Annotated in this window: 15 protein-coding genes; 11 read left to right on the forward strand and 4 right to left on the reverse strand. The window is 53.2% G+C overall.

The genetic code is table 11. The features are described 5' to 3' along the window. The first annotated feature begins 62 nt into the window (after positions 1 to 62). Positions 63 to 3068, forward strand: a complete 3006-nt coding sequence (locus ACP3PW_RS10765) for a DUF748 domain-containing protein (protein ID WP_426416695.1) — start codon at positions 63 to 65, stop codon at positions 3066 to 3068. A 14-nt stretch (positions 3069 to 3082) separates the two neighbouring features. Here the strand turns inward: ACP3PW_RS10765 and ACP3PW_RS10770 are convergent, their stop codons facing one another. Beyond that, positions 3083 to 3430, reverse strand: a complete 348-nt coding sequence (locus ACP3PW_RS10770) for a hypothetical protein (RefSeq protein ID WP_426416696.1) — start codon at positions 3428 to 3430, stop codon at positions 3083 to 3085. A 40-nt stretch (positions 3431 to 3470) separates the two neighbouring features. Here ACP3PW_RS10770 and thpR point away from each other — a divergent pair, with 40 nt between their 5' ends. From thpR to ACP3PW_RS10795, 5 genes are all read left to right on the forward strand, one after another. Further along, the gene (thpR, locus tag ACP3PW_RS10775; RefSeq protein ID WP_426416697.1) at positions 3471 to 4028 is read left to right on the forward strand and encodes an RNA 2',3'-cyclic phosphodiesterase; all 558 of its coding nucleotides are present in this window, start codon (positions 3471 to 3473) and stop codon (positions 4026 to 4028) included. Between the two features lie 304 nt (positions 4029 to 4332). Next, positions 4333 to 6066 (forward strand): ABC transporter ATP-binding protein, encoded by a 1734-nt coding sequence (locus ACP3PW_RS10780; protein ID WP_426416698.1) that lies wholly within the window; start codon positions 4333 to 4335, stop codon positions 6064 to 6066. A gap of 100 nt (positions 6067 to 6166) precedes the next feature. After that, on the forward strand, positions 6167 to 7720 hold the full coding sequence (locus ACP3PW_RS10785) for an ABC transporter substrate-binding protein (RefSeq protein ID WP_426416699.1): 1554 nt from the start codon (positions 6167 to 6169) through the stop codon (positions 7718 to 7720). A gap of 80 nt (positions 7721 to 7800) precedes the next feature. Beyond that, positions 7801 to 8781, forward strand: coding sequence for an ABC transporter permease (locus tag ACP3PW_RS10790; protein WP_426416700.1), 981 nt, complete (start codon positions 7801 to 7803; stop codon positions 8779 to 8781). After that, the gene (locus ACP3PW_RS10795) at positions 8778 to 9710 is read left to right on the forward strand and encodes an ABC transporter permease (RefSeq protein ID WP_426416701.1); all 933 of its coding nucleotides are present in this window, start codon (positions 8778 to 8780) and stop codon (positions 9708 to 9710) included. The genes ACP3PW_RS10790 and ACP3PW_RS10795 overlap by 4 nt, the downstream gene beginning before the upstream one ends. 74 nt (positions 9711 to 9784) lie before the next feature. Here ACP3PW_RS10795 and ACP3PW_RS10800 read toward each other — a convergent pair whose 3' ends face one another. Further along, on the reverse strand, positions 9785 to 10027 hold the full coding sequence (locus ACP3PW_RS10800) for a hypothetical protein (protein WP_426416702.1): 243 nt from the start codon (positions 10025 to 10027) through the stop codon (positions 9785 to 9787). Positions 10028 to 10183: 156 nt separating this feature from the next. Here ACP3PW_RS10800 and hemG point away from each other — a divergent pair, with 156 nt between their 5' ends. Continuing rightward, positions 10184 to 10726, forward strand: a complete 543-nt coding sequence (gene hemG, locus ACP3PW_RS10805) for a menaquinone-dependent protoporphyrinogen IX dehydrogenase (protein ID WP_426416703.1) — start codon at positions 10184 to 10186, stop codon at positions 10724 to 10726. A 1-nt stretch (position 10727) separates the two neighbouring features. Here the strand turns inward: hemG and ppnN are convergent, their stop codons facing one another. Beyond that, positions 10728 to 12110, reverse strand: a complete 1383-nt coding sequence (gene ppnN / locus ACP3PW_RS10810) for a nucleotide 5'-monophosphate nucleosidase PpnN (RefSeq protein ID WP_426416704.1) — start codon at positions 12108 to 12110, stop codon at positions 10728 to 10730. A 517-nt stretch (positions 12111 to 12627) separates the two neighbouring features. On the opposite strand from ppnN, the gene ACP3PW_RS10815 reads away from it, so the two are divergent. From ACP3PW_RS10815 to ACP3PW_RS10830, 4 genes are all read left to right on the forward strand, one after another. Continuing rightward, positions 12628 to 12915 (forward strand): DUF4212 domain-containing protein, encoded by a 288-nt coding sequence (locus tag ACP3PW_RS10815; protein WP_426416705.1) that lies wholly within the window; start codon positions 12628 to 12630, stop codon positions 12913 to 12915. Positions 12916 to 12939: 24 nt separating this feature from the next. Beyond that, positions 12940 to 14754: a sodium:solute symporter family protein gene (locus ACP3PW_RS10820; protein ID WP_426416706.1), complete on the forward strand. Its 1815-nt coding sequence runs from the start codon at positions 12940 to 12942 to the stop codon at positions 14752 to 14754. Positions 14755 to 14861: 107 nt separating this feature from the next. Further along, positions 14862 to 16087, forward strand: a protein-coding gene (locus ACP3PW_RS10825) for an IS3 family transposase (RefSeq protein ID WP_426416707.1) whose coding sequence is annotated in 2 segments (ribosomal slippage) — positions 14862 to 15219 and positions 15219 to 16087 — 1227 coding nt in all. Because the reading frame shifts where the segments join, the coding sequence is not laid out codon by codon here. Positions 16088 to 16231: 144 nt separating this feature from the next. After that, a complete protein-coding gene (locus tag ACP3PW_RS10830; RefSeq protein WP_426416708.1) occupies positions 16232 to 18067 on the forward strand; it encodes a putative nucleotidyltransferase substrate binding domain-containing protein in 1836 nt (611 codons plus the stop codon). Here the strand turns inward: ACP3PW_RS10830 and ACP3PW_RS10835 are convergent. Further along, entirely contained in the window at positions 18030 to 18752 is a 723-nt protein-coding gene (locus ACP3PW_RS10835; protein WP_426416709.1) for a tRNA/rRNA methyltransferase, read from the reverse strand. The two genes, ACP3PW_RS10830 and ACP3PW_RS10835, sit on opposite strands and share 38 nt — an antisense overlap. Positions 18753 to 18821: the final 69 nt, after the last annotated feature.

Here is an 18821-nt window from a genome sequence, read left to right on the forward strand (position 1 = left end):
TTGGAACCTTGCTACACTCCCTGATACTGAAGGATTCGTTTTAACTGTATCAGGGATTTTTTATGGCGCTCCGTACCCCCTCTATTGGACGTTGGAATCAAATGACAGGGTGGCAGCGACGCGGGATAGTTTCACTCCTGGCGCTGGCGCTCTATACCCTGGTGGGTTTTTTGGTGTTACCGGAACCGGTACGTTCACTGATCGAGGATAAAGCGGGAAACGCCACCGGGCGTGATGTACGGCTTGGGCGGCTGGAGATCAATCCGTTCGATTTTAGTGTCACCCTCCGGGATGGCGAGCTATCCGGGCTCGAAGGTGACCGGCTATTGGCCTTCAAACGCCTCTATTTAAACCTGTCGGTTCGGCATCTTTTTATTGGTCAATTGGTGGTGGAGGAGTTTGCGCTGGAAAAGCCAGCGGTCCAAGTGCGGGTCAATGCAGCGGGTCAGGTGAACTGGCAACAGTTGATTACTCAGCTAGCACCGCCAAACGAGCAGGCGCAGTCCTCCCCTGACGAGGAGAGCGCAGCGCCTTTGCCGCTCCAGGTGCGGCATCTTAATATCTCTCAGGGGTGGGTGTTGTTCGAAGATTTTTCACGCACGGACCCCTATCGCTCCGAACTCACCCCACTCAACCTGGAGCTGTTTAACTTCAGCACTCGTCCCCAGGATGGTGAAGCTCCCTACGCATTTGCAGCAAACCTGGACCAGGAAACCTCGCTGAGCTGGCAGGGGGACCTGAGTGTGGTCCCGCTTCGGTCCAGTGGCGAATTCAAGCTGCAGGGCGTACAGGTGCGCAGGGTTTGGGAGTATCTGCAGGAGCAGCTGGGTTTTGAAGTGTTTCAGGGCAAGGTCTCTGTAGAGGCCCGCTACGCCTTTGATGGATCGGGGGAGGAGGCGGTCGTCAATGTCTACGATGGCCTGTTTGAACTGCGTGAATTGAGCCTGGGCTATAAGCGTGCAGCCGACAATCTTATGGCCATCCCTCACCTCAGTTTTAGTGGTATCGCGGTTGACTCGTTTCAACGTACGGTGGTTATTGAGCAATTGCTGAGTGATGGTGCCGAGCTTTCAAGCCAGCTCAAGCGCACGGGAGAGATTGATCTGGTGGGGCTGTTCGCCCAAGCCAAAACCATCGATGATCAGGCCGCAGGAACAGGTCGTGCCGAGGCTGTTGCAGCGGATGTGGCCGAAACGCCCGACTCCTCCTCACAACCTCCGTGGCGCGTTAGTCTGGCTCGCTTCGGGCTGAGTAACTATCGCTTGGATTTCAGTGACCAGTCTGTCGATCCACCGCCCTCATGGACGTTTAGCTCGCTAAACCTTCAGGGTGGCCCGGTCGAGTTCCCTCAGGAGCAGCCAATAGACTTTAAAATGGATTTTTCAGTGGATGACGGTGCACAAGCCAGGTTGGCCGGCGCCATCTGGTTAACCCCAAGGGTCGAGATGGAGCTGGCTCTGGATAACCTTGATCTCTCGCGCCTGCAGTCCTATATCGATCCGCTGTTGCAGATGCAGTTGGAGCAAGGCAAGGCGGGAATCGAAGGCAAGCTATTGTGGCAAGCCGGAGAAGATAGCGAGTTGCGCTTTAATGGGCAGCTAGGCATCCATGAGCTGATTACCCGCGATACGATAGACCATCAGGAGTTTGTGACCTGGCAATCGCTGCTGGTAGAGGGGATCGCCTTCGATCAGCGGCTTAACTCGTTGGCTATCTCGCGGGTTGCGACCCAAAAACCCTATGCGCGGGTTATTATTTACCCGGACCTCAGTGTCAACATTGGAGAGATTTTGAGTCCGCCACCGGCCACTGGAGTCACGGCACCGGATGCCGAATCAACGTCGGCTGTCGAAGCGGCAGAAGCCGACACAAGCGCTCCTCCGATGAAGGTATCGATTGGTCGTATCGACGTGGTAGAGGGAGAGGCAAATTTTTCCGATCTAAGTTTAACTCCGCAGTTTGCCACCGGTATTGCACAGCTCAACGGTAGCATCGAGGGGATGAGTTCGGATCCCAGCGCGAGAGCTTCGGTGGATCTTGCGGGCAAGGTCGATCGCTATGCCCCGGTAACGATCAAGGGGGCGATCAATCCGCTTAGTGCAGAGGCGTTTACCGATCTGGGGCTCAGTTTCTCCAATGTCGAGCTGACCACCCTGACCCCCTATTCGGGGAAATTTGCCGGTTACACCATCAACAAGGGAAAACTATCCCTGGATCTGCACTATCTGCTTGAAAATCGGCAGTTGAAGGGGGAGAACCGTATGGTGCTTGACCAGCTAACGCTGGGAAGCCGCACCGACAGCCCCGACGCAACCAGCTTACCGGTGACCCTGGCCATCGCCTTGATGAAAGACAGCAAGGGGCGTATCGATATCGATCTACCGGTGAGTGGCGATCTTGATAATCCCGATTTTAGTTACGGGGGATTGGTCGCCAAGGCGTTATTTAACCTCATCACCAACATCATCAGCTCTCCGTTTCGCGCACTGGGAGCACTGTTGGGTGATGATGCGGAAAGCTATGGCCAGATCGGTTTTACAGCCGCCAGTAGTGAGTTGTCAGAGGAGGTTAGGAAACGGCTGCAGACCCTGGTGATCGCCCTTGATGAACGCCCGACCATAAAACTGGAGCTCACCGGGGGGGCCCAGACCGCGTTTGATTGGGCCGCCTATGCCCGGCAACAGTGGCAGCAAAGGCTGCAGCTGCTGGGTTGGCAGCGCCTTAAGGCCGAGGGTAAAACGGTTCCCGCAGGTCCTGAAGAGTTCATACTTCCTGCTGATTTAAGAGCCGTGCTGGTGGCCGAGTTCTATAGGCAACAAATGGCTGACAGCCTCCCTGTCGAGGCTCCATTGCCATCCGCTGCAGATATGGAAGCGACCCTGGTCGCCGCGATTGAGCCGCAACCCTCCGTACTCCGCCAGCTGGCCCAGGAGCGTGCGTCGGTGGTGCGCGGCTACCTGATTGAGGAGCTTGGTTACGACTCGGAAAGACTGTACCTGATGGAGGTTAATATGGACGCGCCCGTCGAGGAGGGTCAGTTACAGGTAGCTCTGACGTTGACCGACTAGGCGTTGCGGGGGTATCAGGTGGTTCGGTTTCGAGCCAGTAGATCGCGAAAACGCGCCTGTTTTTCGGCCGCGCTCAAGGGCTCTTCAGGGGCAAGATCGGGGATAAGGGGAGATGTGTCGAGGGCGGGCAAGGCCGTCGCTACCGGACTCCCTGATGCTGATGTTTGGGGGGCAGTATCACGGGCGAGGTGCTGATCCAGCACTTCCAGAGCCTCTAGCAGACCCGGCGCGAGGGGAGCTTCCTCGCTTAGCCTGTCTAACTTGGTTTGTATATTGTCGCGTACCTGCTCAACGCGTTGCCGAGACAGCTGGTTAGCATTTTGTTCGAGCCAGTGAGCTGCTGATTCGCCATTTGTGGCCATGGATAGGGGCTCAGGTTAGATTCGGGGAGCTGATTTTAACATGAAGGAGGGCCAGGGGTTGCAAACAGCTCAAATGGATGGATTGGTGCGAGTTTTTTTTAGCGCGGACCTGCCCGTATCAGCGTCCGTGGCGATCTCTGCCTGGGTGAATAAAAATCTGTTGACGCAATTCTCTCGCGCACGCTGGGTGCCGCCGGAAAATTATCACATAACCCTCCATTTTGTGGGTCAGGTTGCCGGCGCTGCGATTGATGATCTTGCCAATACCCTGCAACGCCTGGAAAGCACCGAGTCCATCACTGCCCGCTGTGGCGGGTTGATCTGGCTGCCCGATACTCAGCGCCCCAAGGTGCTGGCGCTGGCGGTGGAATCCTCCGGAGCGCTGGAGAGGTTGGCGGAGTGTTTGAATAACCCTCGACCACTGCGGGCCCATATTACACTGGCTCGACGCGTCGCCAGCACGGATAGGGGCAAACTGACCCAAACGGCGATACCATCGTTCGAGTTTTCCCTGCCCAGCCTCTCCTTGCGCCAGAGCCTGAGCACAGCCGACGGAGTAGGGTATCCGTCCCTGTCGATCTTGCCACTAGGGGGCTAAAACCTGTGAGTCGCTTGGGCGGGGCCAAAAAAAGAGATGCGGATTCCCTCGCGCCTATAGGGATTTATACCTATAAGTAGATGTACCTATAGCTATTGAAATGCACTGGGGCGCGTGTCAGGGTAACCGACTGTTCGGCTCTCGCTTTTCATTTCGCCGAACGCCTCGAGGCGTATCATCGATACCCTTGGTCCAGTCGCCAGGGGGGGGCTCTCTTTTACGGGTGGCCCCGCGACGGATGCTGAAGGGATGACTCGGATAATTTGAATAGTCGCCATACAGGCGTCGTATTTCAGGGGAAACTATGCCGCTGTTAGATGTAAAAAATCTGCGAATCGAATTTCCATCCCGGCACGGGGTGGCCGTTGCCGTAGAGGATATCGGGTTTGAAGTTGAGGCCGGTGAAATTGTTGGCCTCGTAGGTGAAAGCGGTGCCGGAAAATCGACCATTGGTAATGGCATTATTGACCTGTTGAGCGCGCCCGGGCGCGTTGCCCAAGGCGATATTCTCCTCAATGGCGAGCGTATCTCCGGGCTGGATCCCGAATCCATGCGTCGCATTCGAGGCAGTCGCATCGGATTTATTTTTCAGGACCCTATGACCTCGTTGAACCCCCTGTTCACGGTCGAGGAACAGCTGGTCGAGACCATGGTGGTTAATCTTGGTGTTAGCCCGGAGGAAGCCTCCAGGCGTGCGCTGAGTATGCTGGAGCAGGTGGGTATTCCTGAGCCCGAACTGCGCATCAAACAGTATCCCCATCAGTTCTCCGGCGGTATGCGCCAGCGGGTAGTGATCGCGATCGCCCTGTGCAGCGAGCCCGAGTTGATAATCGCTGATGAACCCACGACCGCGTTGGATGTTTCGATTCAGGATCAGATCCTTGAACTGATTCGAGGCCTCTGTAAGGAGAAAAAGGTCGGTTGTATCCTGGTGACTCACGATATGGGGGTTATTGCTAATATTACCGACCGTGTTTGTGTGATGTACCGTGGCCGTATTGTGGAGACGGGTACTACCGAGCAGATTCTTGGCAATCCAGCGCATGATTACACCAAGAGCCTGATTAGCGCGGTGCCACGCTCCGACATCAAGTTGGTGCGGTTTCCCTTGGTGGACTACATCGAGGGAGCCGATGTGGAGCCCAGCAAAATTGACCTGGCGACCCACTGGCTCGGTAAGGATATGGATTTCAGCCTGGAGGGCGGTGATATCCTCCGGGTCGAACATGTAAATCTGCGTTTTGAAACCCAGCACGCCTTTTTGCAGAAGAACCGTAAGTACGTGCAGGCTTCCAATGATGTCTCTTTTACCATCAAGGAGGGAGAAACCTTTGGTCTGGTGGGGGAGAGCGGCAGTGGCAAGTCTACGATCGCGCGGATCATCGCCGGTTTGTACAAGGAGGATTCAGGCACGATCACCTTCGCGGGGCAGGAGATCAGTGCAATGAGCGAGCGCGAGCGTCGCCCGTTCCGCCGTCAGATGCAGATGGTGTTCCAGAACCCCTACTCGTCAATGAACCCGCGAATGAATATCAACGATATTATCTCCGAACCGATTCGTTTCCATGGCCTGGCCGACAACGAGCAGCAGATCGGCAGCATTGTCGGCGACCTGCTCGATCACGTCGGCCTTGGTAGTGCCGCAGGGGTCAAGTTCCCCCACGAGTTTTCCGGTGGTCAGCGCCAGCGCATCTCCATTGCCCGGGCATTGGCGACCCGTCCCCGTTTCTTGATCTGTGATGAGCCTACCTCTGCGCTGGACGTATCGGTGCAGGCACAAATTCTTAACCTGCTCAAAGACCTGCAGGATGAGTTGGGTCTGACGATGCTGTTTATCAGTCACGACCTGCCGGTTATTCGCCAGATGTGCGACCGTATCGGAGTGATGCGGTACGGCGCGCTGGTTGAGGTGGCGGAAACGGAAACCCTGTTCAATACGCCACAGCATGAATATACCCAGAGCTTACTGTCGCTGATTCCCCGTCTTGAAGGACTCTCTCGCGAGGGTTTGGAAATTGTCGGTGGAGCCAGCGCGTAATAATCCGTCAACCAATGACGGGCAGGAGAGAGTCTATACTCGAACCTGACAATAAAGGCCACTTCGGTGGCTACTATCCATACTACTTAGGGGTAATAAAATGAAAAGAGGAGTTGCCATTCTGGCAGGCGCCGTATTGGCTGCCGGCATGAGCCTTGGGGCTCAGGCCAAAACCCTGAAAATGGCTTATGATGCTGATCCGGTCTCGATGGATCCCCATGAGCAGCTGTCGGGCGGAACCCTGCAATACTCGCACATGGTCTTCGATCCACTGGTTCGCTGGACCAAGGATCTGGGCATGGAGCCGCGCCTGGCGGAGAAGTGGGAGCGGATCGATGATCGTACCGTTCGTTTCTTCCTGCGCAAGGGCGTCAAGTTTCATTCCGGTAACACCATGACCGCCGCCGATGTGAAATGGACCTGGGATCGTCTGCTTTCCAGCCCGGACTTCAAGGCTATTTTTGGGCCTTTCGAAGCACTGAACGTCATCGATGACCATACCGTAGATCTGGTGACCAAGGAGCCTTTCCCGCTGGTGCTGAACTCGGCCACCTACATCTTTCCCATGGACAGCAAGTTCTATAGTGGAAACGATGATAAGGGACAGCCCAAGGGTCTGCTGAAGAAACACGGCGATACCTTCGCCTCACGCAACGAATCCGGTACCGGTCCGTTCATGGTGACGGCACGGGAGCAGGGTGTAAAGGTTGATTTCGAGCGTTTTGCTGACTATTGGGACAAAAAGTCTCCCGGCAACGTCGACAAAATCGTATTGACGCCTATCAAAGAGGGCCCAACCCGTGTTGCGGCTCTGTTGTCTGGTGATGTGGACTTCATCGCGCCGGTACCACCGACCGATCACGGCCGTATCAGCAAGAACGGCGGCACCGAGCTGGTGACTATGCCCGGTACCCGTATCATCACTTTGCAGATGAACCAGGAGCGGGTCGAAGCGTTCAAGGATGCTCGTGTTCGTCAGGCGGTCGTCTACGCGATCAACAACGAAGCGATTGCCCAGAAGATTATGCGTGGTTTTGCGACAGCAGGCGCCCAGCAAGGTCCTAAGGGATATGCAGGCTATGATGCGTCGCTAAAGCCTCGTTATGACCTCAAAAAAGCCAAGCAGCTAATGAAGGATGCCGGCTACGAGGACGGGTTTAGCATCACCATGATGGCGCCCAATAACCGCTACGTGAATGATGCCAAGATCGCCGAGGCTGCGGCTAATATGCTCTCCAAGATCAACATCAAGGTTGACCTCAAGACCATGCCCAAGGCGCAGTACTGGCCTGAGTTCGATGCCCGCGCGGCGGATATGATGATGATCGGTTGGCACTCGGATACCGAAGACTCCGCCAACTTCACCGAGTTCCTGGCCGCTTGTGCCAATAAGGAAACCGGATGGGGACAGTACAACAGCGGTAACTACTGTAATCCTGAGGTCGACAAGCTGGTGCAGGACTCTGCCAGCGAAACCGATCCGGCCAAGCGTGCCGCGATGCTGCAGCAGGTTGAGCGTACGCTTTACGAAGAAGCAGCGTTTGTGCCCCTGCACTGGCAGAATCTGGCTTGGGGCGCCCGTAAGAACGTCAAGCTGGACGCGGTTGTCAACGTAATGAACTTCCCCTACCTCGGGGACCTGGTTGTCGAGTAAGTGCCTACGCACTAGCTCGCTACCGAACGCTACCGGCAGCGCTGCTGTCGGTAGCCGTTTTTCGCTAAACGGTTATTTTCATGGCTCTATTTTTATTTAAACGGTTACTACAGGCTGTTGTTGTGATGTTTGTCATCAGCATCATCAGTTTCTCTATTCAGGATAATCTGGGTGACCCCCTGCGTGAAATGCTGGGGCAATCTGTATCCGAGTCAGAGCGCCAGGAGATGCGCCAGGAGATGGGCCTGAATGACCCCTTCTTTATTCAGTACGGGCGTTTTATTGGTAAGGCCCTGCAGGGTGATCTGGGTACCTCCTATTTCTTTAAAGAGCCCGCCCTCGATGTTATTTTGAATAAGCTGCCGGCGACCCTTGAACTGGTGATCGGGGCATCATTTATTATCATTGTACTGTCAGTACCGCTGGGTGTTTACAGTGCAATAAAACCCCATAGCACGCTGACGAAAGCGATTATGGGGTTCAGTATCATAGGGATATCAATCCCGGTCTTTTTGACCGCTATCTTGCTGATCTATCTGTTTGCGATTGAGTTAGGTGTTTTGCCCTCCTACGGTCGTGGTGAGTTGGTGCATGTGTGGGGGTCCTGGAGCACGGGTTTCCTGACCAAAGATGGTTTGCTGCACCTGTTGCTGCCTTGCGTCTCCCTGGCCAGCATTATGCTGCCTTTGTTTATCCGCCTGATACGGGCTGAAATGGTGGAGGCCTTACACACCGAATACGTTAAGTTTGCATGGGCCAAGGGGCTTGGAAAATACCGTATCTGGTTCTCTCACGCATTGAAAAATACTATGCTGCCGGTGGTTACCGTGGGCGGGGTGCAGATCGGAACGATGGTTGCGTACACCATCCTCACCGAGTCGGTGTTTCAGTGGCCCGGGATGGGTTTTATGTTTCTGGAAGCAGTTAACCGGGTTGATACGCCATTGATCGTAGCTTACCTGATCGTGGTGGGCGCCATATTTGTGGTGACCAATACCATCGTGGATCTGATTTACGGCTTGATAGATCCTACTGTCAACCTTATTGGGGGTAAGCAATGAGTCAACAAGCCCTGAGTAAGTGGGAGCGTTTCAAGCTGTCCAACCTCTATTACAGCTTTACCCGTGACAAGGTAGCGATCGTTAGTTTTACGCTGTTTATGCTATTTGTTATGGCCGCGTTTTTGGCCCCGGTACTGGCTCCTTTCGATCCCTATGATATGACAACTATCGATATCATGGACTCGGAGATTCCCCCTGTCTGGGAAGATGAGGCCGATGAGCGATTCCTTCTGGGCACCGACGCCCAGGGTCGGGATATGCTCAGTACTATTCTATATGGAACACGAGTATCTATCACAATTGGTTTGTGTGCCGTTATGCTACAAGCATTTCTTGGCGTGGTGATTGGTCTCAGTGCGGGGTATCTGGGGGGGCGCATCGACAACTTCCTGATGCGGATGGCAGATATACAGTTGTCATTTTCTACTATGATGGTCGCCATTATTGTACTGGCAGTATTTCAGGCATCCTTTGGTACCGAGCTGTACAGCAAGCTTGCGATGATTATGCTGATCCTCGTGATCGGTATTGCGGAGTGGCCCCAGTATGCTCGTACTATTCGTGCGTCGGTCTTGGCGGAGAAAGAAAAGGAGTACGTTCAATCTGCACGGGTGATGGGCTTTGGCACCGGGCGAATTATGTTTCGTCATATTTTGCCCAACTGTCTGTCACCAATTCTGGTAATTTCCACGGTGCAGATAGCAAACGCGATCATCAGTGAGGCGGCGCTGTCGTTTCTGGGGTTGGGGATGCCGGTTTCGGAGCCGTCGTTGGGTGCGCTGATCAGTAGCGGTTTCGAGTATATTTTCAGTGGCGCCTGGTGGATTACCATTATTCCCGGCATTGTTTTGGTGGTGCTGGTGTTGGTGGTAAACCTGCTTGGTGACTGGCTGCGGGATGTTATGAACCCCAAGCTCTATAAGCACTAACGGCTCACAAAAAAAACGGCGCCCAAGAGCGCCGTTTTTTTATCTCCCTGTTCCTGCGATGGCAGTTTGTTTTCCTAGACTTGACTGACCCCGTTGTCGGTAATCAGGTTGACCTCACCGGCGTGGGTATCGCCGAGCCTGGATTTAATATCGTGGATTGATGCGAACACCAGCGGTTGGCCGGAATCCTGCCGATTGAGAGTGTGGGGGACGTTATCGATAATGATCTCGGCGATATAGCCCTGATGATGAGTGCGAATGTTAATCGCATCGATCGAGTAGCGTGTTGTTCCATTACGCAATTGTTGAATAGTCATTCCATGAACCCCGCGATTATTTGTTATTTTTAACGCAGTCCTTTACAAGTTAACGAAATAGCAAAGGAATGCTATGAATAACGCGCTAACTTCTATATTTTTCGAGACTCAATAACGCTAATTGATATGCCGATTTGTAGGGAAGGGGAGAATGCTATGGAAAGTATTGCACTACTTTACGCCACCCAGGACGGTCAAACCCGGCGCATCATTGAGCGTATCCATGGCTGCCTTAAAGAGGCTGGGGTTGAGGTTCGTGTGTTGGAATTAAGCGGCGTTAAGTCTTGGCCGCTGAAACCAGGCGAGCTTCCTGTTGTGTGCTCGCCCATTCGTTATGGCCAACATCTGCACCAGGCCCGAGAGTTTGTGCGGCGCTATGCTCCTCAACTCAGGTCACAACCCTCGGCCATGGTGTCGGTAAATCTTACGGCCCGTAAAGCCAGTCGTTCCGGCCCGGAGAATAATCCCTACCTCAAGCGTTTCTTACAACGTAATGATTGGCAGCCCCGATATCAGGCGGTGTTTGCTGGAGCACTCGAATACGAGCGCTATCCCTGGTGGGATCGCCTGTTAATTCGGATGATTATGCGCATGACCGGAGGCCCTCTCGAGGGTGGCCAACGCTATGAGTTTACCAACTGGCCTGCGGTGGACTATTTTGCCGGCCAGCTGGTCGAAGCGCTCGGGGAGGGGAGCTAGCTTATTCGCTCTTGCGTATGATCTCGTAACAGGGTTCGTAGGTGCTGCCCGGTAACTTCATCCGCTGCTGTTTAACGAAGGATCCGAGCAAGCGGTCCATATCCTCCATAATGGAAGGGTCTCCACTGAGCTGGAAGGGGCCATGGGCCCTGATGGTGTCGATTCCGCTGCGTTTTACGTTTCCTGCGACGATGCCAGACATCGCTCGCCGCAGGTTGGCCGCCAGCTGATGGGTAGGTTGGTTGCGATCCAGCTGCAACGCCCTCATCGTTTCATGGCTAGGCTCGAACGGGACCTGAAAGCTCTTTTCTATGTGCAACAACCAGTTATAGTAATAGGCGTCGCCGGTGCTGCGACGGAAGCGGGTGACCTCGTCCAGCCCTAAGCGCATCTGCTGTGCGACCTCTCTGGGGTTATCGATAATAATCTTGTAACGATGCTGGGCGTCGGGGCCGAGGGTATCGCCGATAAACCGGTCGATCTGCTCAAAGTAGGTTTCCGCTTCGGCGGGCCCGGTGAGGATTAAGGGGAAGGGGATGTGGGCGTTATCCGGGTGCAGCAAGATTCCGAGTATATAGAGAATCTCTTCGCAGGTTCCTGGTCCCCCCGGGAAAACCACAATGCCGTGTCCAAAGCGGACAAAGGCCTCCAGGCGTTTTTCTATATCCGGTAAAATGATCAGTTGATTGACGATGGGGTTGGGAGACTCGGCCGCGATGATGCCGGGCTCGGTAATGCCAATAAACCGGCTGTTGTTGATACGCTGTTTGGCGTGGCCAAGATTGGCACCTTTCATTGGACCCTTCATGGCCCCGGGACCACAGCCGGTGCAGATATCGAGGCCGCGCAGGCCCAGTTGATAACCCACTTTTTTGGTGTATTTGTACTCACCCTGCCCGATAGAGTGTCCTCCCCAGCATACCACCACATTGGGTAGTTGTTTGGGGATGAGGGCCTTGGCATTGCGTAAGATATGGAAGACCAGATCCGTCAGGGTTGAGGAATCCCCATTTTCAAAGCGCGGGCTACCCCTTAGCTCACTGGAGACGTAGAGAATATCGCGGACAACACAGAACAGACTCTGGCGGATACCCTTGATGATGTTGCCATCGACGAAAGCACTGCCAGGGGCATTGATCAGTTCCAGTTTGAGACCGCGGTGCTCCTGCACGATGCGGATATCAAAGCTATCGAACTCCTCGATCAGGTTATAAGGGTTGTCAGAGGTCTCGTCACAGTTGAGTACTGCCAGTGCGCATTGCCTGAATAAGTGATACAGGCCACCGTGATTGGTATCTTGCAGCATGCTGACTTCGGCATTGGATAGCACGTTCATAGTGCCTAGCGGGCTAACGATAGTGGAAACCAGTTCCTTCTTTACCACTGTGATACTCCTGTTGGGATAGTTCACGATTACTGGTGGCGATACGCCGGGATAGCACCCGTTATCTCGGGGCCGGATAGTGCAAGCTCAGGTATATCACAAATTGAAAACGGTTTGGCGGTGAAATCAATGAGGGGCACTGGCTTTGTCGGGGTGTTGGAGGGAGTACGCATCTCCATTGCGGGTATAAGGCACCCAATTGCGCGCGCCTATCGGTCACTCATTGGCGGCCTTCGGAATATTTGATGGGGAAATCGGCGTTGAATGTCGCGCCATAATTTGTCTTTGTGCGCCATCGCCATTATTTCATTACTGCTAACCCTTAGTCTAACAGACTATTGTCACAAGCCCGGCTTGGCGATGTTAACTTATTGATAAATATGAATTAATGTTCTTTTTTTGTTGGTGCGTTTCGACATTTAGACCAAGGTCGAATGTTCCCTCTAGGTGCGGTTGTTACATTAGGAGCCGTGTAAAAACAAAACCCTAAAACAATAAGTAGAGAAGGACTGTCATCATGAGTGCAGAAAACGCCGTCTCCTCCAAAGGAGGAGCTGAAACAAGGGCGCAGGAGTACTGGAAGGCTAATATCAAAATAATTATGAGCTTTCTGGTCGTCTGGTTCGTCGTGTCCTATGGATGTGGAATTCTGTTTATCGACGCTTTAAACGCCATTCCATTTTTTGGCTTTAAACTCGGTTTCTGGTTCGCCCAGCAGGGTTCAATCTTTGTGTTCGTCGGGCTGATCGTCGCCTACGCAATACGCATGAATAAACTGGATGAAGAGTTCGACGTCCACGAATAAAAACAACTAAGGGGCACCATTACAATGGATCTTCAAATGCTAACCTACCTATTCGTAGGTGGTTCTTTTGCTCTCTACATCGGTATCGCGATCTATACACGCGCCGGATCGACTAAAGAGTTTTACGTAGCTGGCGGTGGCGTACCTCCACTGGCTAACGGTATGGCTACTGCGGCTGACTGGATGTCAGCAGCGTCCTTCATCTCCCTGGCAGGTATTATCTCCTTCATGGGATCAGACGGTACAGGCTACCTGATGGGCTGGACCGGCGGTTATGTACTGCTGGCTATGCTGTTGGCGCCGTACCTGCGTAAGTTTGGTAAGTTTACTGTGCCGGACTTCGTTGGTGATCGTTACTACTCGAGTGCGGCTCGACTGGTTGCGGTTATCTGCGTAATCTTCATCTCCTTCACCTACGTAGCGGGTCAAATGCGTGGAGTTGGTATCGTATTCTCTCGCTTCCTCGAAGTAGACGTAAACACAGGTGTCGTTATTGGTATGGCGGTTGTGTTCTTCTACGCGGTATTGGGCGGAATGAAGGGTATCACCTACACACAGGTTGCTCAGTACTGCGTACTGATCTTCGCCTTCACCGTACCTGCGGTCTTCCTGACCTACCAGATCACCGGTCACGTACTGCCACAGACAGGCCTCGGGGCTACCCTGGATGGCGGTCAATCCGTATTGGCTACCCTTGACGGATTGGTTACCGATCTTGGCTTCAAGGAGTACACCGAAGGTAAGAAGTCGACCATCGACATGTTCTTCATCACCGCTGCACTGATGTGTGGTACTGCGGGACTGCCTCACGTTATCGTGCGTTTCTTCACTGTACCTAAGGTGAAGGATGCTCGTACTTCTGCTGGCTGGGCTTTGCTGTTCATCGCTATCCTTTACACTGCCGTTCCTGCGGTAGCTGCAATGGGTCGTGTAAACCTGATCAACACCGTTAACGGTGCAGATGGTTCCGGTACTGCTTACGCTGAAATGCCTGCCTGGTTCAAGAACTGGGAGAGCTCTGGCCTGATCGGTTGGAACGACGTCAATGGCGACGGCAAGGTACAGTATGCTAACGGTAAGGCCTTCACCGGCAACGGTAAGCCTGCATTCGATGGCGACAAGCGTGGACCTAACGGTGAGCGTGCGGTAACCAACGCGAATACTGAAGCCAAGCCGGTAGGCAAAGCTCCACACGCGAACGAAGTGTACGTCGACCGTGACATCATGGTACTGGCTAACCCTGAGATCGCTAACCTGCCTAACTGGGTTATTGCCCTGGTAGCTGCCGGTGGTGTAGCTGCGGCGCTGTCTACTGCTGCCGGTCTGCTGTTGGTAATCTCTACCGCGGTATCTCATGACCTGTTGAAGAAGACCTTCGCTCCAAACATCAGCGAGAAGCAGGAGTTGCTGGCAGCTCGTGCTGCAGCAGTCATAGCGATTACTATCGCCGGACTGTTTGGTATATACCCTCCAGGGTTCGTGGCGCAGGTGGTGGCATTCGCCTTTGGATTGGCGGCGGCTTCCTTCTTCCCCGTTATTCTGATGGGTATCTTCTACAAGCGCATGAACAAGGAAGGCGCGATCGCTGGTATGTCTGTTGGCCTGGCCTTCACCTTCAGCTACATCGTTTACTTCAAGTTCGTATCGCCTGGTGATAACAACGCAGCGCACTGGTTGTTGGGTGTTTCTCCCGAGGGTATCGGTACCCTGGGTATGATTCTCAACTTCATCGTGTCCTTTGCGGTGTCTAGCATGACTCCTCCTCCTCCCAAGGAGATCCAGGAGCTGGTTGAAAGTATCCGTGTACCTCGCGGTGCTGGAACTGCCAGTGCTCACTAAGTGATGCAATGAGTAGTAGGAAAAGGGGAGCCTAGGCTCCCCTTTTTTGTGGACGTGACCCGTCCTGAATACGGTTGACACTTTTTCAGTAAAAATGGAGAAGTGGCATGAAATCAGTAACTAAGCGTACCCAGAAAGATTATTCCCTTGCCTTTAAGCTAGCGGTCGTTGCTCAAGTGGAGCGCGGTGAGATGACTTATCATCAAGCTCAAGATCGTTATGGCATCCAGGGCCGTTCGACAGTTTTAGTTTGGCTTAGAAAACATGGTCAATTAGATTGGAGGGAAGGGAAAACACCGTTTCATCCAGCGGGTGCGCCTATGTCTGAGAAAGAACTAACGCCTGAGCAGCGTATCAAAGCACTTGAGCGAGAGCTTGAGTTAACAAAGGAGAAAGCTGATTTCTTCGAAGCCGTGATCGATGTCCTCAAACGCGATTACGGGGTAAGCGTTGTAAAAAAGCCTCGGGGCAAGTCATCGAAGAAAAAGTCATAAAAACTCTCACGGTGACCAGAGCGGCGCTTTTACTCGGTGTAAGCCGGCAAGCTATTTATAAGCGTCGTATAACAGAAAAGCTCAAGTTGGCTCGTAATATTCATATTGTTGATAGTGTTCAGCGTATTCGTGCGAGCCATCCCCGTATGGGTGGGCGCAAGCTTCATTATCTGCTCACTAATGACGGGAGTCTCGGCATGAGTATTGGGCGTGACAGCCTATTTAAACTCCTGGGTGAAAACGGTTTATTGGTTCCCAATCGGCGCGCATACCATAAAACTACGCATAGCCATCACCGGTTTTATAAACACCCCAACCTGCTGAAGCCTGGTAAGTCTAGGGTGACTGCTGTATCACCAAATCAGGTATGGGTTGCAGACATCACGTACCTTCCTGTACATCAAGGAGAGGCTTATTTAAGTCTTGTGACGGACGCATATTCACGGCGAATTGTTGGGTACCACGTGCATGGTGATCTAAAAACCAGGTCAGTTATACAGGCTTACAGGAACGCGCTATCAACAAATAAGCACCCCTGCGGCTTGATACATCATTCAGATCGAGGTGTTCAGTACTGTTCTGATCTGTATCAGAAAGCTCATGAGAAGTACGGTGTGACCTGTTCTATGACCGATGGTTATGACTGTTACCAGAATGCTTTGGCAGAGCGTATTAACGGCATTCTGAAAAACGAATACCTTGTAGCCAAACCGCAGGATCTGAAGCAGGCTGCTGAAATGGTCCATCAATCGGTTGAACTTTACAATAGCTCGCGGCCGCATATGGCTCTAGAATACAAAACGCCCGATGCAGTACATCGGGCGTTTTTATCAAAATAAGTGTCAACTTATTTCAGGACAAGACAACGTAATTATTGCCTGACAATGGTTTCGGCTACTCAATTTAGCGGCATGGGTCATAAAATTTGTACGGTTGATGAACTATGCTGACTCGGAAGTAAATAAAACCAAGGAGTCGGACCGATGTCAGAGACCCTAAGCAGTGGGCACACGCTGGATATTCAACACCCGCCATTCAAATACCTTTCCCGGGAAGAGCTCGATTTTCTGATGACCCACTTGAAGGTTCGCGAGTATGAGCCTGATAGCGTCATTTTTGACGCAGACCAGATCGTGGATGATTTTTTTGTGGTGCAACAGGGGGTAGTGGGAGAGACGGATCCCAACGCCGAAGATGGCGAGGGGATGATCACCCACTATATCGCCGATGACTGCTTCGGCGCCCTGGCCATAATGAACGGGATCAGCCAGCACCGCTTCACAGCCCTTGAAAAAACCCGTTGCTTAACCCTGGATAAGCCCAGCTTTGTAACCCTGATCTCCGATAATAAAAACTTCGGCAATTTTTTTCGCGAGCGCCTGGCGGCTAAAGCCAAGCTGTGGAACCGATCCGCTCGATCTCGCGATGCCAATAGTTTTATGATCTCCCAGATCGATGCTGACTGTATGCGCCAGCCACTGGTGTTGCCGGCAGATACCAGTATTGATGAGGCCGTGCGTGAGATGCGCGCTCAGAAGCAGGATTGCGTGTTGGTCGTTCGTGATCGTAAATACGGCATGATTACCGGCACCGACCTCCTTAAGGCCTTGATAATCGAGGATGCCGATCGCAACGAGGCGGTGGGTAACTATGCGTGCTACAAACTGGTGTGTGTCGAGAAAGGGGACTTTCTGTTCAATGCGCTGGTAATGATGACTCGCCACCACATCGAGCGGGTGGTGGTGATGGAGCAGGATAAGTTGGCCGGTATTGTAGAGCTAACCGACATCCTTTCATTCTTCTCCAGCCACTCCCATGTGATCGGGCTGCAGATTGAAAAGGCCTCCTCAATTTCGCAATTGAGGCGCGCAGCGAAGGATTTGAACGGGTTGGTGGAGTCACTCATCGAACTGGGCGTCCGTATCCCCTTTGCGATGGACCTACTGGCGGCGCTCAATGCTCGTATCATGTCCAAGCTATTCCGCTATGTAATGCCCCAGGAGGTGCTCAACAATACCTGTCTGATCGTATTGGGTAGTGAGGGCCGGGGCGAACAGATCCTTAAAACCGATCAGGATAATGCGCTCATCGTTCGTAATGGTTTTGTCCACGAGGAGTTACCGGCGCTACTCGACAAATTTAGTGAAGAGCTGGTCTCCTTTGGTTTTCCTCCCTGCCCAGGCAAGGTGATGGTGAATAACCCCAAGTGGGTGATGGAAGAGGACCGCTGGCAGGAGCAGATCGGCCAATGGTTTGCTACCCCCACCCCTGATGCCATGATCGATTTGGCGATTGTGCTGGACGCCCATCCAATTGGCGGTGATAAAAAGCTGTTTAAAAAGTGGCAGAAACGCTTGATTGAGCAGCCACGCCAGGATCTGGTCACCCTCGGTCATATGGCCAGAGGATCCCTGGAATTCAGTACGCCACTGACCTTTTTCGGCAATCTTAAAACCTCCAATGAGGGCATCGACATTAAGAAAGGAGGCATCTTTCCGCTGGTTAATGGGCTGCGCACCCTGTCGTTGGAAAACAAAATAAAGGAGACCAACTCCTATAAGCGCCTGGCGGCGTTGGTGAAGGCTCAGGTGATTGAAGCGGCGACCGCGGATAATATCAGCGAAGCCCTAAGCCTGTTTGTGGAGATCCGCCTCAAGCAGCAGATCGCGAGACTCAATGACCCTGCTGCTGGGGCCCTCGGCTCCAACGATATTGAGATTAAAAAACTCAATCGGTTGGAACGAGATCTGTTGCGAGAAGCGCTACAGGTTGTGAAGGAGTTTAAGGCGCTTCTGTCTCGTCACTATCAGATTCAGTAGCCTCAGGGAGAGCACGTTTTACGCTGTTTACCAGAGTGTGCATAAAATGGATGTCGCGCTCGGCCAGCACGCCGAGCCGTTCTGTCACCCACTGGCTCTCCTTGGAGCTCCGCGCAATCCCAACAGAATCCAGTAATGTATTGAGTTTTGAACGCAGGGCGTGCAGTTGCGGTCTGAGGTCGGTGGGAGCCAGATCCTGTTTGTGTCGGGGCTCCAGTTGGTTCAGCTCCCAAGCGTATAGCATCACAGCCTGACCCAAATTGAGGGAAGGATAGCTGGCCGCAAGGGGAATGCTGGTCAGTAGATCGCAGCGGGCGATCTCGTCGTTGGCCAAACCCTGGTCCTCCCTCCCAAACAGGATGCCGACCTTGCAGCTATCGGATTTATTCGCAATCAGCGGCTTTAGCTCCTGTGGGGTATAGATGTAATTTCGTTGGTGCCTTTTTTTGGCCGTGGTGCCAATGACCAGATCGAGGTCGGCAGTCGCACTGGCCAGCTCGGGATAACTCAGGGCCTGGTCGAGGATGTCACGAGAGCCGTGGGCCAACCAGCGGGCTTTCTCTTCCCGGTGGTGCTGGCTGTTGACGAGGCGCAATTGGGAAAACCCCATGGTGTTAAGGGCGCGTGCTGCGGCCCCAACGTTTTCCGGGAGTACGGGTTCGACCAGGATAAAGACAATCTGCATAAGGATTTCAATGAGTGAAAAGGAGGGCGCGCAGTATAGCAGCTTGGGTGGGTAGCGCCGAACGCGTGC

The sequence above is a fragment of the Aestuariirhabdus sp. LZHN29 genome (genome assembly GCF_049985285.1).
GTDB lineage: Bacteria > Pseudomonadota > Gammaproteobacteria > Pseudomonadales > Aestuariirhabdaceae > Aestuariirhabdus.

What these genes read in the sequence shown, in the direction of transcription:
- ACP3PW_RS10800 (WP_426416702.1), bottom strand. Translation starts at nt 10,027, where the DNA reads ATGACTATTCAACAATTGCGTAATGGAACAACACGCTACTCGATCGAT.
- ACP3PW_RS10790 (WP_426416700.1), top strand. Translation starts at nt 7,801, where the DNA reads ATGGCTCTATTTTTATTTAAACGGTTACTACAGGCTGTTGTTGTGATG.
- ACP3PW_RS10785 (WP_426416699.1), top strand. Translation starts at nt 6,167, where the DNA reads ATGAAAAGAGGAGTTGCCATTCTGGCAGGCGCCGTATTGGCTGCCGGC.
- ACP3PW_RS10765 (WP_426416695.1), top strand. Translation starts at nt 63, where the DNA reads ATGGCGCTCCGTACCCCCTCTATTGGACGTTGGAATCAAATGACAGGG.
- ACP3PW_RS10780 (WP_426416698.1), top strand. Translation starts at nt 4,333, where the DNA reads ATGCCGCTGTTAGATGTAAAAAATCTGCGAATCGAATTTCCATCCCGG.
- hemG (WP_426416703.1), top strand. Translation starts at nt 10,184, where the DNA reads ATGGAAAGTATTGCACTACTTTACGCCACCCAGGACGGTCAAACCCGG.
- ACP3PW_RS10820 (WP_426416706.1), top strand. Translation starts at nt 12,940, where the DNA reads ATGGATCTTCAAATGCTAACCTACCTATTCGTAGGTGGTTCTTTTGCT.
- thpR (WP_426416697.1), top strand. Translation starts at nt 3,471, where the DNA reads ATGAAGGAGGGCCAGGGGTTGCAAACAGCTCAAATGGATGGATTGGTG.
- ACP3PW_RS10835 (WP_426416709.1), bottom strand. Translation starts at nt 18,752, where the DNA reads ATGCAGATTGTCTTTATCCTGGTCGAACCCGTACTCCCGGAAAACGTT.
- ACP3PW_RS10830 (WP_426416708.1), top strand. Translation starts at nt 16,232, where the DNA reads ATGTCAGAGACCCTAAGCAGTGGGCACACGCTGGATATTCAACACCCG.
- ACP3PW_RS10795 (WP_426416701.1), top strand. Translation starts at nt 8,778, where the DNA reads ATGAGTCAACAAGCCCTGAGTAAGTGGGAGCGTTTCAAGCTGTCCAAC.
- ACP3PW_RS10770 (WP_426416696.1), bottom strand. Translation starts at nt 3,430, where the DNA reads ATGGCCACAAATGGCGAATCAGCAGCTCACTGGCTCGAACAAAATGCT.
- ACP3PW_RS10815 (WP_426416705.1), top strand. Translation starts at nt 12,628, where the DNA reads ATGAGTGCAGAAAACGCCGTCTCCTCCAAAGGAGGAGCTGAAACAAGG.